The sequence below is a fragment of the Kushneria sp. Sum13 genome (assembly GCF_052692355.1).
Genome location: NZ_CP199847.1, coordinates 2,721,923 through 2,735,283, shown reverse-complemented (window position 1 = coordinate 2,735,283; position 13,361 = coordinate 2,721,923). Strand labels below are relative to the sequence as shown.

Here is a 13,361-nt window from a genome sequence, read left to right as displayed (position 1 = left end):
AGCATGTCTTCATATTTTGACTCTTCTCTCGCCCAGCAGGCGCTAAAGGACGCTGCCGTCTCTCTGATTGATGGTGGCGTTGTGGCGTACCCGACGGAAGCCGTCTGGGGGCTGGGCTGCGATCCCGATAACACGAAAGCGCTTGAGCGTCTTCTGGCCCTCAAGATGCGCGACCCGGCCAAGGGGTTGATTCTGATCGCCGCCAGCATCGAGCAGTTCGAGCCCTGGCTTGCCGGGCTTGATGCCACGCAGCGTGCGCGGCTTCAGGCCAGCTGGCCCGGACCCGTGAGCTGGCTGGTGCCGGATAACGGCCGCGCGCATCCGCTGGTGCGCGGCGAGCACGCAAGCGTGGCCCTGCGGGTCAGTGATCACCCGCTGGTGCAGGCGCTGTGTGAGGCTTTCGGCGGTCCGCTGGTGTCGAGTTCGGCCAATCGGGCAAGCGAAGCGCCCTGTCTGGCTGCCGAGGAGATCCGGCAGGTGTTCAGGGACCAGGTGCTGATTGTCGACGGGCCGCTGGGCGGGCGAACGCGCCCCAGCGAGATTCGTGATCTGCTCACCAATGACGTGCTGCGCGACTAGCGCTGCCCCGCACTACAATGCCCGTCATGGCCGGGGAAGTGGCCATGACCCTGCTGGAGAGCAACCGTGTCACATGCCTATCTCGAAAGGGTAAAACACTATCTGCTGGACTTTCAGGATCGGCTCTGTCAGGCGCTGGCCCGTACCGATGGCCATGCTGATTTCGTAGAAGATGCCTGGACGCGTGAGGATGGCGGGGGCGGTCGCTCTCGCGTCATCACCGAAGGCGCCGTGTTCGAAAAGGGCGGTGTCAACTTTTCGCATGTCTTCGGCAAGAACCTGCCGCCTTCTGCTTCTGCTGCCCGTCCGGAACTAGCCGGGCGCAGCTTTCATGCCGTCGGCGTCTCCTGGGTCATGCACCCGCGAAACCCGCATCTGCCGACGACGCATGGCAACGTTCGCTTTTTCATTGCCGAAAAGGAGGGAGAAGCCCCGGTCTGGTGGTTTGGCGGCGGTATCGATCTGACGCCGTATTATCCGGTGCTCGAAGATGTCATCCACTGGCATCGCACTGCCCGCGAGGCCTGTGCGCCCTTCGGTGATGACGTCTATCCCCGCTACAAGCGCTGGTGCGACGAATACTTTTATCTCAAGCATCGCGATGAAACCCGCGGTGTGGGCGGTCTTTTCTTTGATGACGTCAACGAAGAGGGCTTCGAGCAGAGCTTTGCCTTCCAGCAGGCCATTGCCGAGGCGTTTGTGCCGGCCTATCTGCCGATTGTCGAAAAACGCCGCGAGACACCCTATGGCGAGCGGGAGCGAGATTTCCAGAACTACCGCCGCGGTCGCTATGTCGAGTTCAACCTGGTCTATGACCGCGGCACACTGTTCGGGCTGCAAAGTGGCGGGCGCACCGAGTCGATTCTGATGTCGATGCCACCGGTGGCGCACTGGGCCTATCAGTATCAGCCCGAAGCAGGCTCTCCCGAGGCCGAACTGTACACGGACTATCTGCATCCGCGTGACTGGCTCGAGGAGGCCGCCCTGGCATGAATGACACGCCGCTTTACGCCGTGTTCGGCAATCCCGTCGCGCATTCGAAATCGCCGCAGATCCATTCAGGCTTTGCCGAGCAGCTGGGTGATCCGGTGCGCTATGAAACGCGCCTGGCACCGGTGGATGATTTTCACGGTCACTGGCGCGCCTTTCTAAACGAGGGCGGGCGGGGGGCCAACGTCACCGTTCCCTTCAAGCAGCAGGCCGCGACGCTAGCGGATCGCCTGAGTGAGCGGGCGCGACAGGCCGGCGCCGTCAATACACTGGTAGTGACCGAGAATGGTGAGGTCATCGGTGACAACACCGATGGCGCCGGACTGCTGCTGGATCTCAAGCGTCTTGAGGCGCCTCTGGCAGGGGCGCGCATTCTGGTGCTGGGGGCCGGTGGTGCCGTACGCGGCGTGCTTGAGCCCCTGCTTGAGACCGGACCGTCAGAGATTGTCGTCGCCAATCGAACGGTGGAAAAGGCCACCGCGCTGGCAGCGCTCTTTGACGCGCAGGGTCGTCTACGGGGCTGTGGCCTTGACGCGATCGAGGGCACCTTTGATCTGGTCATCAATGCCACCAGTGCAAGTCTTGCCGGGGCGCTGCCGCCGCTGCCCGAAATGCTTTTCAACGAGGGGGCACTGGCCTACGACATGATGTATGGCGCCGTGCCCACCGTCTTTTTGCAGTGGGCACAACGCCATGACGTGCGCTGTGTGGATGGGCTGGGCATGCTGGTCGGCCAGGCGGCCGAGTCCTGGTATCAATGGCGCGGCACACGCCCCGACACCACGCCGATTCTGGAAGCACTGCGGGCCGATCTTCGCTGATCGGCCCGGCAGGGGTCAGGATTTGATGTTGCCACAGCTCGGGGTATGACCTGCGGCATGCGCCTGCTCCGAGAGCTTGACGGCACTTTGCATGCGGCCTTCAAGAGCCTTGCTGCGCTCGCCATCGTTGGGGTGGGTCGAGGCCCACTCCGGGGGCTTGCCACCGCCGGCAGCACTGGCCATGTTCTGCCATAGGGCGATACTGGCCCTGGGGTCAAAGCCGGCACGTGCCATCAGATCCAGTCCTAAAAGGTCGGCTTCACTCTCCTGACGGCGTGAGTAGGGCAGCAGAACCCCATACTGGGCGCCGGCGCCCAACAGCTGTGCCAGCATGTTGTTGCCTGTTACGGACTGCACGACCCCCAGACCGGTACTGGTCAGTGACTGTGTCGAGGTACGCTCGTTGGCGTGGTTGGCCAGCACGTGGGCCATCTCGTGGCCGACGACCGTGGCAATCTGGTCCTGATTTTTCGCCACGCTCATCAGCCCTGTATTGATCACGACGTAGCCGCCGGGCAGGGCAAAGGCGTTGGGTTCGTTATCCTGATAGACCCCGACGGTCCATTTCGACGGGCCCTGTCCTTCAGGCAGCGTGTCGATAATGGCGTTGGCAATACAGCTGACGTATTGCCCGTCACGGCCGGTGGCCTGTTTGTGGCTCTGACGATACTCCTCGAAGGCCTTCTGGCCCTGCTGGTCGATCTCGCTGCTGTCAAACAGCGACAGCTGGGAACGCCCGAGCGGCGAGGTGGTGCAGGCACTCAGGCCAAGGCTTAACGTCAGTGCACTCAGCACGGTCTTGCGCATCATGAACGGCAAAACTCCTGTAGGGATTCGATGGGTCCGACTGGACGCGTGCCAAAGGGGCACGCCAGGATAGCGGGGTCATGCTCACATGACAGCATAACCTGATGCGGAGCAATACATGAATGAGCAGTTGAGCACACGTCTTTTGAACCTGCTGGACCGGCTGGAGCCATTATTGCCCCCCGAGCAGGCCCCCATCGACTGGTCACGTGACGTGGCCGCGCTCTGGCAGCGCCATGCGCTGGGCGGACGACTGACTCCGGTTCAGCCGCGTGACAGCGTCAGCGTGTCGGAGTTGATTGGTATCGAGGCCCAGAAAAGGGCGCTGGTAGACAATACGCGTACCTTTCTACGCGGGCGCCCGGCCAATCATGCACTACTCTGGGGGGCACGGGGCACCGGCAAGTCATCACTGATCCGCGCGCTGATCAACGATCTGGCCGGCGAAGGGCTGCGCCTGATTCAGGTCGACCGTCATGATCTGGTGGGTCTGCCGACGCTGGTGCAAACGCTCAAGGGCAGCGATTATCGCTTTGTCGTCTACTGTGACGATCTCTCCTTTGAAGGCAGCGATGATGCTTACAAGGCGCTCAAGAGTGTGCTGGATGGCACCCTGACCGGCCCGCCGGACAATGTTCTGCTCTATGCCACCTCCAATCGGCGCCACCTGTTGCCGGAAAGCATGGCCGACAACAACGACACGCAGGTCGTGGGGGGGGAGATCCACCATGGCGACGCCGTGGAGGAGAAGATTTCGCTCTCGGACCGATTTGGGCTGTGGCTATCGTTCTATCCGTTCGATCAGGATACGTATCTGCAAACCTGCGCGCACTGGGTGGCCCATCTGGGCGGGCAGTTTGATGACGCCGCCGAGGCCGAGGCACGCCGCTTTGCGCTGGCGCGTGGCGTGCGCAGCGGCCGCGCGGCCTGGCAGTTCGCCATCGCCTGGACCGGGCGACCTGGCACGGCCGACAACACCGACGTCGACTAAAGCAGGGCTGAAAGCGACTTGCCCCGAACCAGCATGTCCGGGAATTGATGTCACACTGAACGCTTTGGTCGACGGAGAGTGAAGTGATGAAAACAATGATAAAAATGGCCATGGGCGGACTGCTGCTGACCGGCATGGTCACGACGCCGGTAATGGCCGACTCTGGTGATGATCACGGCAGCCAGGCATCCCAAACCAGCGATCAGGGCACTTCGGAGCAGGGCGAGCGCCTCTCGGGCAGCGCCATTCGTGACAATGTGATGGGCCACCGGGTCACCGGTGCCATGGCCGATGGCAGTCAATACAGTGAAGTCTACCGCGTCGATGGCACTATCGAGGGGGAAGACTATACCGGCCAGTCCACGATCAAGGACGATCGCATGTGCCTTGATTATGGCAGCGGTGACACCACCTGCTATCAGGTTCGCATGATCGGCGACAACCACATCGAGTGGCTGCTTGATGGCGAGGTGGTGGGCGAAGGGACGCTCAGCGCGATGGAATAAATCAAGTCGAAAACATCCACACCAGAACCGGCGCCTGCGTGCCGGTTTTTTTACGTCTCGGAAGGTTGTGGTCTGTCGGTTGGCGGGGCAGGCGGTGAGGTCGTGTCTTCGACCGGTACCACTGCCTTGTTCGGCAATGTCGGCAGCCCGGGAGCGCTGGTCTGCTCGGCAGGGCCTGAAATATCCAGCGTAATGGTCGGTGCCGGTATCAGGCGCGCCATGTCGCTGTCCAGGCGCGGCGTCAGTGACAGAGTGCTCCCCGCCGGCAGCTGCTGCTGATTGGCCAGCCGCTGTGCCAGTGCCAGAAGCTTCTGGTTATAGGGCGCCCCTTCTCGAATGGGCGTTTCCGGGAAAAGGTCCACCGGCAGGCGCAGGGTCGCCGGCTCGCCACCACGAAGGGCGATCGGTTCATCCACGTCGCCGCTGACCGGCTCGGCGCCGGGCACTACGAGCTGCCAGGCATAACCGGTCAGATTGATATCGGGCGCGGCATCCGGTGGCGTCAGGGATAGCGGCAGCTCCAGACTGACCGGCATGCCGGCCATATCAAGTCCCGCTCTGGCCAGTGCCGTGGGTTCGAGCGTCAGGGCATCGATGGGCACCGCCCAGCGGCCAATACGAACGTTTTCCACCCCCATCGACTGCAGCGCCAGTCGCCCCAGCATGAAGCTGGCCTGTGGCAATGCCAGACAGCCGGCCAGTGATAGCGTTGCAGCCATCAGCAGGGCCGGGCGATATCGAAACTTCCCCTTTGTCATGACAGACTCCCGTCAGAGAGGCGTTGGATCAACGCTTTCTGATGCAAGTCTGACCTGGATCGACCGGAATGTCATACCAGGTCATCAGGACAGGAGTCTGACAGCCTTTAGCGCCGGCTTTTGCGCGCTTCCTTGGTGCGCGCCAGTTCACGGGACTTGGCCTTTTCCCGATCGCTGTCGCCACTGTTCTTGTCGTAGGGGTTATCGCCGGAGCGAAACTCGAAGCGGATGGGCGTGCCCTTGACCTTGAGCACCTTGCGAAAGGTGTTGATCAAAAAGCGCTTGTAGGCTTCAGGCAGGGCATTGGTCTGATTGCCGTGCACCACGATCAGTGGCGGATTGGCGCCGCCCTGGTGCGCCATGCGCAGTTTGATACGACGACCGTGGACCAGCGGCGGCTGGTGCTCGCTGACGGCGTCCTGCAACAGCGTGGTCAGACGATTGGTTGACCAGCGCGCCGTCGCCGAGGCGAAGGCGCGCTCGATGGACGGGTAAAGGTCGCCCACGGCCGTGCCGTGAAGCGCCGAAATGAAATGCAGGTCGGCGTAATCGGCAAACCCCAGACGCCTTTTGATGTCGGCGCGCATCTTCTCGCGGGCTTCCTGCTCAAGGCCATCCCACTTGTTGACGGCCAGTACCAGCGCACGCCCGGTGGTCAGCACGTAATCCAGCAGGTGCAGATCCTGCTCGACCAGACCGGTGCGGGCATCGAGCACCACGATGGCGACGTTGCACTCCTTGATGGCGTCCAGCGTCTTGATGATCGAGAACTTTTCGGCCGCCAGACTGATGTTCTTGCGGCGACGCACGCCGGCCGTGTCGATCAGCACATAGGGCTGGCCGCGGCGCTCGAAGGGGATCTCAATGGCATCGCGCGTGGTGCCGGCTTCATCAAAGACCACCACACGCTCTTCGCCCAGGAGCCGGTTGACCAGGGTGGACTTGCCCACGTTGGGGCGCCCGACCACACCGATGCGAATACCGTTGGCAATCAGGTCCGGGTGGGTCTCTTCATTGACCTCGGGGAAGGGCTCCAGAACATGCTCGATCAGAGTGGTGACATTGCGCCCGTGTGCAGCGGCAATGGCGTGGGGGTCACCCAGTCCCAGCGCCCAGAAATCGGCGGTGGCAATCTCCTCCTGCAGACCATCACTCTTGTTGACCACAAGCCAGGTCTTTTTCTGATTGATGCGCAGATGGTTGGCGATGGCCTCATCGGCCGGCATGACGCCGGCGCGTGCATCCACCATGAAAAAGACAATGTCGGCTTCATCGATGGCCAGCAGCGACTGCTCGGCCATGGCCGCATCGATGCCCATCTCGTCGCCGCTGATACCGCCGGTGTCGATGACGGTATAGGGCTTGTCGCCCAGCTGACCGTTGCCGTAGTGGCGATCACGGGTCAGCCCGGGAAAGTCTGCAACGATGGCATCACGCGTGCGCGTCAGCCGGTTGAATAGCGTGGATTTGCCGACATTGGGTCGGCCGACAAGTGCGATAACGGGATTCATGAGGGTCCTGCACGATAGAGGGAGCGGGCTGTCGGCTTAATGGGGGACAGCGCTGATACCGTCCGTCCTGATCTGGGCATTCTAACCCGAAAGGCGTCGGTATTCGAAATGTGTGGTACGCCCGGTCAGGCGTGGATGATAAACGAACGGGTCTTCCGGTCGAATACCGGAAGACCCGTCATGACCTTATGGTCGAGAACGGCTTACTGAGGGCTGCCCATGTCCTTGAGAGAATAGGCGATCAACTCACCGTCGTTGGTCAGCGCAAAGACATGCTCGCCATCGGTCAGCGGGGTGATGCTGATGCCGTCACCGCCCGGATGCGTGCGGCCTTCCTGCTCACCGGTTTTGGCATCAATGACGTGCAGATAGCCCTGATAGTCTCCGACCACCAGCTTGTTGTCGACAAATACCGGGGCACTCAGCGAGCGGCCTTCCAGCGCGTCCTGGTTCCAGATGACACGACCATTGTTGGCATCAAGCGCCATGATGTGGCTGTCAGCGGTGACCGTGAAGAGATAGTCACCGACCAGTACCGGCGTGTGATAGCTGGACTGTTCCCGATCCCAGAGCGGCTGGCCGTTGCGGGCATCGAGTGCCATGACGCGACCGTTGTAGCTGGTCACGAACAGACGGCCGTCCTGGGTCAGCACCGGCTGACCATCAAGGTCCACCAGCTGCTCGACTTCGGTGCGCCCCTGGGGCACCGCAACGCGCAGGTCCCACAGTTGCTGACCGCTGCGGTTGTCAAAGGCCGCCAGACGGCCGTTGGCAAAGCCTGCAAAGGAAACCGGGTCGATGGTGCGCGGTGCGCCGGTGCCACGCAGGGTCAGTGCCGGCTGGGAGGAGGCGTACAGCCACTGCTCGTCACCGGTAAAGCGATCCAGTGCCGTGAGGGTGCCATCAACACTTTGCACCACGACCTGTCCACTGTTGAGCTGCGGCGGTGCGATGACTTCGCTGGAGACGCTGGTGCGCCAGACGATGTCACCCTTGTCCTCACTGAAGACAATGACTTCACCGTTGCGCGTGCCGACAAAGAGCTGTCCGCTGTCCGCCGTCAGGCCGCTGGAAATGGGCGTATCGAGATGCTTTTCCCATTCGATCTGACCGTTGTCACGGTTGATGGCCTTGATGTTGCCTTCGGCATCACTGGCGTAGAGCGTGTTGCCTGAAATGGCCGGGGAGATCGGATAGCGCGCGCGCGTCAGCGAGCCGATGCCCTGAGACCATAGCCCTTCGACCTTGACGCTCTGATCGATACTGGTCAGCTCACGCGGCTGTGTACCGGTCTGCACATTGCCGGAGCAGCCGGCCAGTACCAGCAGTGAGGTGGCACACAGCAGTGCCCCCAGCGGTTTTGCCATCAGCGCAATGCGCCTGAGACCCGAAGGAGAAGAAAAGCCGTTTTCAAGCGTACTCATGAAGCCTCCTGAGGCGCCAGATCATCGAGTTTGAGTTGTATCCCGGAGAGCTCCTGATTGTGCTCACGAGCCAGGTTCACGGCGTTTTGCCAGGCACTGCGTGCCTCATCGATATTGCCCATCGCCAGCTGGATGTCGCCGCGGATATCTGCCCCGCGTGCGCTCATGGCCTCGGGCAGCTGCAGGCTCTCAAGCGTGCCGAGGGCTTCTTCGGCGTTGTCCTGACCAAGCTGCACACGGGCCAGTTCCAGACCGGCCAGCGCGCGGATCTCGTCGCGATCACTGCTCTTGCGGACATCATTCAGCGCTCGTTCGGCAGCGGGCAGGTCGTTGCCATCCACGGCCAGACGCGCCTGAATCATGCCGGCCAGGTCGGCATACAGGGTGTCACCATGCTGGTCACGAATGGCGTCAATGATGCTCTGGGCCGCCTGACGGCCACTGTCATCAAGACTGTCCTGTGAGGTCAGCTGAATCAGCTGCTGGTACTGAAGTGAGGCGGCTTCGGACTGTGACTGCTGATGATCCTGCCACCAGTGCCAGGCAAAAAGACCGACGGCGGCAATGATGATGCCGCCCAGAATCGGCTTGGCGTAGTTATGCCAGATCCTTTTGGCAGCTGCCAGCTGATCGTCTTCGTCGTGAATATTCAACTGATCCGCCACGTGCGGCACTCCTGTAGGTTCGGTCTCATGACAGTCTCTGCCGGGTCGTTGGAAAAACGCTAGACGCGAGCCGAGAGGCCGCTGTCCGCGGGACGTTCGTCCACCCAGCGGGCAAGGCGCTCGACCAGCGAGGCAATATCCATCTGCTGCTGGGGTTCTTCACCACGCAGGTCCTTGAGCGCGACCGTGCCGGCAGCAAGCTCATCTTCGCCAAGTATGACCACAAAACGGGCGCGACTCTTGTCGGCCTTTTTCATTTGGCTTTTGAAGCTGCCGCCGCCGCAGTGTACCTGCGCACGAAGGGAGGGCAAGCGGCTGCGAAGCGTCTCACCCAGTACCAGCAGCTGCGTATCCACGCCTTCGCCCTGACCCATGAGGTAGACATCCAGAATATCTTCGGCAGCCGTGGGGACCAGCGCCAGTGTCTCCAGCAGCAGGATCAGACGTTCAACGCCCATGGCAAAACCGACTGCCGGGGTGGCCTTGCCGCCCAGCTGCTCGACCAGGCCATCATAGCGCCCACCGGCACAGACGGTGCCCTGACTGCCCAGTGCCGTGGTGGTCCATTCAAAGACCGTCCGGCTGTAGTAATCCATTCCGCGCACCAGACGCGTATTGATGACGTACTTGATGCCCAGGGCGTCGAGCTTGTGCTTGAGCGCGTCAAAATGGGCGACAGAGGCATCATCAAGATGGTCGATGAGCTTCGGTGCCGCCTCGATCAGGGCCTGCATATCGGGATTTTTGCTGTCGAGAATGCGCAGCGGATTGCTGCCCAGACGACGATGAGAATCTTCGTCAAGCTGATCGAGATGCGCATTGAAGTAATCGACCAGCCTGGCGCGATAGACATGACGCGCCTCGAGCGAGCCCAGCGAGTTGATCTCGAGCTGCACGTGATCGATCAGGCCCAGTGCCTGCCAGAGGCGGGCAGACAGGGCGATCACTTCAACATCGATGTCCGGGCCTTCCAGGCCAAAGACTTCCACGCCCACCTGATGGAACTGGCGGTAACGACCCTTCTGGGGGCGTTCGTGGCGAAACATGGGGCCGGCATACCAGAGCCTTTGGATCTGATTGTGCAACAGCCCGTTTTCGATGGCGGCACGCACCACGGGGGCCGTGCCTTCCGGACGCAGGGAAAGGCTGTCACCGTTGCGATCGTCAAAGGTATACATCTCCTTTTCGACGATATCGGTCACCTCGCCGATGGAGCGTTTGAACAGGGCGGTCTGTTCAAGCACCGGCGTGCGCATTTCCAGATAGCCGTACTGTGCCATGAGCTGGCGTACGTGCTGCTCGAAATACTGCCAGAGCGGGGAGCGCTCGGGCAGCAGGTCATTCATGCCTCGGATGGCCTGTACTTTACTGGACATTGATTGTTTATCGCTGCATTTCAAAAAGGGGCCCGGGCCTCAGGCGCGGGTAATGACATCTTTCTCTTCGGCTTCCTTGCGCGCCACGCGATCCCGAATCAGTTTTTCAAGATCATCCACGAGATGGTCATTGCGCAGCTTCTGTGCAGGTTTGCCGTCGATATAAATCAGGTTGGCCGGACTGCCTCCGGTCAGACCGATATCGGTTTCCTTTGCCTCGCCGGGGCCGTTGACCACACAGCCGATGACCGACACGTTCAGCGGGGTCATGATGTCTTCAAGGCGCTCTTCGAGCTGGTTCATGGTGCCGATGACATCGAAGTTCTGGCGTGAGCAGCTGGGACAGGCAATAAAGTTGATCCCGCGTGAGCGCAGTTTCAGGCTCTTGAGGATGTCGTAACCGACCTTGATTTCCTCGACCGGGTCAGCGGCCAGCGAGATACGCAGGGTGTCACCGATGCCATCCATCAAAAGCGCCCCCAGGCCGATCGAGGACTTGACCGTACCGCCGCGCAGGCCGCCGGCCTCGGTAATGCCCAGGTGCAGGGGCTGATCGATCTGGCCGGCAATCTGGCGATAGGCATCGACGGCCATGAAGATATCGCTGGCCTTGAGCGAAATCTTGTACTCCTGAAAGTCCAGACGGTCGAGATAGTCGATATGGCGCATGGCGGATTCCACCAGCGCGGCTGGCGTCGGTTCGCCATATTTTTTCTGCAGGTCCTTTTCAAGCGAGCCTGCATTGACGCCGATGCGAATCGGGATGCCGTTGTCACGCGCGGCCTGAACCACGGCGCGAACACGATCTTCGCGACCAATATTGCCGGGGTTGATGCGCAGACAGTCAGCGCCCAGCTCAGCTACTCGCAGGGCGATGCGGTAGTCGAAATGGATGTCGGTCACCAGCGGCACCGAGGTGCGCTGCTTGATCTTGCCGAAGGCTTCGGCACAGTCCATATCCGGCACGGAGACGCGCACGATATCCCCACCGGCTGCGGCAATACGCTCGATCTGATCGACGGTGGCGTCGACGTCCAGCGTATTGGTGTTGGTCATGCTCTGTACTGAAATGGGCGCATCGCCACCTACGGGCACATTGCCGACGTGAATCTGGCGCGACTTGCGCCGCACAATCGGGGACTGGCTAATCATGATAAATCATTCCCCCAGGGTAAAACGGGCAACGTTGCTGCTGCCGGCGTGTTGGGACATGTCAACGCGTTCGCCCTTATAGTCAATGGTGACCTGATTGGCATTGCCTACCGTCAGGCGAAAGGGCGGCACGCCTTCGATCGTGGCGGTGGTGCCACTTTGCTGCAGGCCGCGCAGGACGGTGGTGCCATTGGCATCACGAACATCCACCCACGACTCACTGCCAAAATTCATTTTCATGCTGCGACCGCTGGCGATCGGATCGGCCGCTGCCTTTTCCTCGCCTGCAGTGTCTACCAGCCCACCGGTCGCACCGTTGCGGCCCTCGGGCGTATCGACCTGAAGGCTGCCGGGTTCGGGAATATTACCATCACTGCCGCCGGCAACCCGGGTGGCAATGGCGGTATCGACCGGTGCACTGTCGGTCATGTTACCCGAGCCATCGCTCGATGTGTTATCCACAGCGGGTTGTGCTTCAGGCGTTGGCGGCAGAGCGGGATTGTCTGCGCTGTTTTGCTGCGTGACATTCTCGGGCATGGCGCTGTCATCGCCATAGCCCGGTGCGCTTTCGCGCCCTTCCCACCACAGTAGGGTCATGACCGCCAGAATGACCACGACGGCTACCGTGACGACTCGAAAGGCGATGGCGCCCATGCGTGACGGGGGCTTGATGCTGCTGATGGGCGCCACGCGACGCTCATCCAGATCGTTTCGGCCATGAACACGATCATAGGCCGCCACGATCATACGGTCATCGATGCCTAAAAGACGTGCGTAGGCACGCAGATAACCGCGACGATAGGTCGGTATCGGAATCTGTTCATAGTTATCGCGCTCCATGTCAGCGACCAGGGACGGGCGCAGATTCAGCTGCTCGGCGGCATCTTCCAGATGCAGACGCTGACGCTCGCGTTCGTCGCGCAGCATTTCACCGGCGCCCGGTTCTCCGGCGGGAGAGGCCTGCTGTTCGCTCATGAAGAAGCTTCCTTGTTCGGTCGTGGCACGAAATGATCCTTTTTCGGCGTTTGACGCCGCCCGGTCTTACCCATCGCGTGATGCCTCGCCGCGAAGCTTTTGAGAAAGCTGTAGGCTCTCGTCACTTTGACCGGCAAGTCGAACGTAGTGTTCAAGGGATGCGCGGGCGGCATCAAGGTGTTGCTGTTGGTATTGTACTTCGGCAAGCCCCAGCCATGCGCGCGGCAGGCGCTCCTCCAGCTGCAGGGCTCGCTGATAGGCGGCCAGCGCAGCGGCACTGTCGCCCTGCCGCTGACGACACTGTCCCAGGTTGCCGAACAGCTGGGCGCGGCGTTCATAGCGCAGGTCCGTGGTGGCCTGCTCAAGCTGCTCGCAGGCCTGGGGAATCCTGTTTTGACTGAACAAAAACGCTGCGTAGTTATTGCGCGCTTGGGTAAACGGCGAGCGGGCGCTTAAAGCGCGCTGGAAATACTGATCGGCACTGGCGGTTTCGCCCTGGCGCTGATAGATCAGGGCAAGCCCCTGAAGGGCATCGGGGTCATTGGCAGAGAGGTCGATGGCGCGAATAAAGGCCTGCTGAGCGCGTTCCAGATCATCGCGCTGCAGATAGGCCATGCCCAGCTGGGTATAGGCCGTGGTGGGGGACTCTTCGGAGGGCCCCTGAGTGCTGTTGCCATGGCTGACACAGCCTGAAAGCGTCATGGCGGCCAGCAACAGGGCCGTCATGACCAGCAGTGTCTTGAAGGTGCAACGCAAGTGAATCATCGACTTCCTGACGTGATGAACATGCCCGAATCTGTCAAATA

General features: G+C 61.2%; 14 protein-coding genes. 5 read left to right on the top strand and 9 right to left on the bottom strand.

Features of this window, described 5'->3' with window-relative positions; translation table 11 throughout:
- Positions 1-3 precede the first annotated feature (3 nt).
- The 3 genes from ACUN8C_RS12715 to aroE all read left to right on the top strand — a co-directional run bounded on the left by ACUN8C_RS12715 (position 4) and on the right by aroE (position 2,390).
- The gene (locus ACUN8C_RS12715; protein WP_445619546.1) at positions 4-579 is read left to right on the top strand and encodes an L-threonylcarbamoyladenylate synthase; all 576 of its coding nucleotides are present in this window, start codon (positions 4-6) and stop codon (positions 577-579) included.
- A 66-nt stretch (positions 580-645) separates the two neighbouring features.
- On the top strand, positions 646-1,572 hold the full coding sequence (gene hemF / locus ACUN8C_RS12710) for an oxygen-dependent coproporphyrinogen oxidase (protein WP_445619545.1): 927 nt from the start codon (positions 646-648) through the stop codon (positions 1,570-1,572).
- Positions 1,569-2,390, top strand: coding sequence for a shikimate dehydrogenase (gene aroE, locus ACUN8C_RS12705; RefSeq protein ID WP_445619544.1), 822 nt, complete (start codon positions 1,569-1,571; stop codon positions 2,388-2,390). Before hemF ends, aroE begins: the two co-directional genes overlap by 4 nt.
- 15 nt (positions 2,391-2,405) lie before the next feature.
- Here the strand turns inward: aroE and ACUN8C_RS12700 are convergent, their stop codons facing one another.
- Positions 2,406-3,200, bottom strand: a complete 795-nt coding sequence (locus ACUN8C_RS12700; RefSeq protein WP_445619543.1) for a M48 family metallopeptidase — start codon at positions 3,198-3,200, stop codon at positions 2,406-2,408.
- 115 nt (positions 3,201-3,315) lie between these two features.
- On the opposite strand from ACUN8C_RS12700, the gene ACUN8C_RS12695 reads away from it, so the two are divergent.
- A complete protein-coding gene (locus ACUN8C_RS12695; RefSeq protein WP_445619542.1) occupies positions 3,316-4,188 on the top strand; it encodes an ATP-binding protein in 873 nt (290 codons plus the stop codon).
- A gap of 86 nt (positions 4,189-4,274) precedes the next feature.
- Complete coding sequence (locus ACUN8C_RS12690) at positions 4,275-4,694, top strand: hypothetical protein (RefSeq protein WP_445619541.1); 420 nt, start codon at positions 4,275-4,277, stop codon at positions 4,692-4,694.
- 50 nt (positions 4,695-4,744) lie between these two features.
- Here the strand turns inward: ACUN8C_RS12690 and ACUN8C_RS12685 are convergent, their stop codons facing one another.
- From ACUN8C_RS12685 to pilW, 8 genes are all read right to left on the bottom strand, one after another.
- Positions 4,745-5,452, bottom strand: coding sequence for a hypothetical protein (locus ACUN8C_RS12685; protein ID WP_445619540.1), 708 nt, complete (start codon positions 5,450-5,452; stop codon positions 4,745-4,747).
- A 107-nt stretch (positions 5,453-5,559) separates the two neighbouring features.
- Positions 5,560-6,963 carry a ribosome biogenesis GTPase Der gene (der, locus tag ACUN8C_RS12680; protein WP_108844165.1) on the bottom strand — a complete coding sequence of 468 codons (1,404 nt, stop codon included), beginning with the start codon at positions 6,961-6,963 and terminating at the stop codon, positions 5,560-5,562.
- Between the two features lie 203 nt (positions 6,964-7,166).
- Positions 7,167-8,387, bottom strand: a complete 1,221-nt coding sequence (bamB, locus tag ACUN8C_RS12675; RefSeq protein WP_445619539.1) for an outer membrane protein assembly factor BamB — start codon at positions 8,385-8,387, stop codon at positions 7,167-7,169.
- Complete coding sequence (locus ACUN8C_RS12670; protein WP_445619538.1) at positions 8,384-9,052, bottom strand: YfgM family protein; 669 nt, start codon at positions 9,050-9,052, stop codon at positions 8,384-8,386. Before ACUN8C_RS12670 ends, bamB begins: the two co-directional genes overlap by 4 nt.
- A 59-nt stretch (positions 9,053-9,111) precedes the next feature.
- Positions 9,112-10,428 carry a histidine--tRNA ligase gene (hisS, locus tag ACUN8C_RS12665; RefSeq protein WP_445619537.1) on the bottom strand — a complete coding sequence of 439 codons (1,317 nt, stop codon included), beginning with the start codon at positions 10,426-10,428 and terminating at the stop codon, positions 9,112-9,114.
- A gap of 39 nt (positions 10,429-10,467) precedes the next feature.
- Positions 10,468-11,580, bottom strand: coding sequence for a flavodoxin-dependent (E)-4-hydroxy-3-methylbut-2-enyl-diphosphate synthase (gene ispG / locus ACUN8C_RS12660; protein ID WP_108844168.1), 1,113 nt, complete (start codon positions 11,578-11,580; stop codon positions 10,468-10,470).
- A gap of 6 nt (positions 11,581-11,586) precedes the next feature.
- Positions 11,587-12,555, bottom strand: coding sequence for a RodZ domain-containing protein (locus ACUN8C_RS12655; RefSeq protein ID WP_445619536.1), 969 nt, complete (start codon positions 12,553-12,555; stop codon positions 11,587-11,589).
- Between the two features lie 66 nt (positions 12,556-12,621).
- Complete coding sequence (pilW, locus tag ACUN8C_RS12650; RefSeq protein WP_445619535.1) at positions 12,622-13,320, bottom strand: type IV pilus biogenesis/stability protein PilW; 699 nt, start codon at positions 13,318-13,320, stop codon at positions 12,622-12,624.
- Positions 13,321-13,361: the final 41 nt, after the last annotated feature.

Excerpts from the sequence above, each read along its gene's own strand:
- ACUN8C_RS12715 (WP_445619546.1), top strand. The coding sequence starts at position 4 with ATGTCTTCATATTTTGACTCTTCTCTCGCCCAGCAGGCGCTAAAGGAC.
- aroE (WP_445619544.1), top strand. The coding sequence starts at position 1,569 with ATGAATGACACGCCGCTTTACGCCGTGTTCGGCAATCCCGTCGCGCAT.
- ACUN8C_RS12700 (WP_445619543.1), bottom strand. The coding sequence starts at position 3,200 with ATGATGCGCAAGACCGTGCTGAGTGCACTGACGTTAAGCCTTGGCCTG.
- ACUN8C_RS12695 (WP_445619542.1), top strand. The coding sequence starts at position 3,316 with ATGAATGAGCAGTTGAGCACACGTCTTTTGAACCTGCTGGACCGGCTG.
- ACUN8C_RS12690 (WP_445619541.1), top strand. The coding sequence starts at position 4,275 with ATGAAAACAATGATAAAAATGGCCATGGGCGGACTGCTGCTGACCGGC.
- ACUN8C_RS12685 (WP_445619540.1), bottom strand. The coding sequence starts at position 5,452 with ATGACAAAGGGGAAGTTTCGATATCGCCCGGCCCTGCTGATGGCTGCA.
- der (WP_108844165.1), bottom strand. The coding sequence starts at position 6,963 with ATGAATCCCGTTATCGCACTTGTCGGCCGACCCAATGTCGGCAAATCC.
- bamB (WP_445619539.1), bottom strand. The coding sequence starts at position 8,387 with ATGAGTACGCTTGAAAACGGCTTTTCTTCTCCTTCGGGTCTCAGGCGC.
- hisS (WP_445619537.1), bottom strand. The coding sequence starts at position 10,428 with ATGTCCAGTAAAGTACAGGCCATCCGAGGCATGAATGACCTGCTGCCC.
- ispG (WP_108844168.1), bottom strand. The coding sequence starts at position 11,580 with ATGATTAGCCAGTCCCCGATTGTGCGGCGCAAGTCGCGCCAGATTCAC.
- ACUN8C_RS12655 (WP_445619536.1), bottom strand. The coding sequence starts at position 12,555 with ATGAGCGAACAGCAGGCCTCTCCCGCCGGAGAACCGGGCGCCGGTGAA.
- pilW (WP_445619535.1), bottom strand. The coding sequence starts at position 13,320 with ATGATTCACTTGCGTTGCACCTTCAAGACACTGCTGGTCATGACGGCC.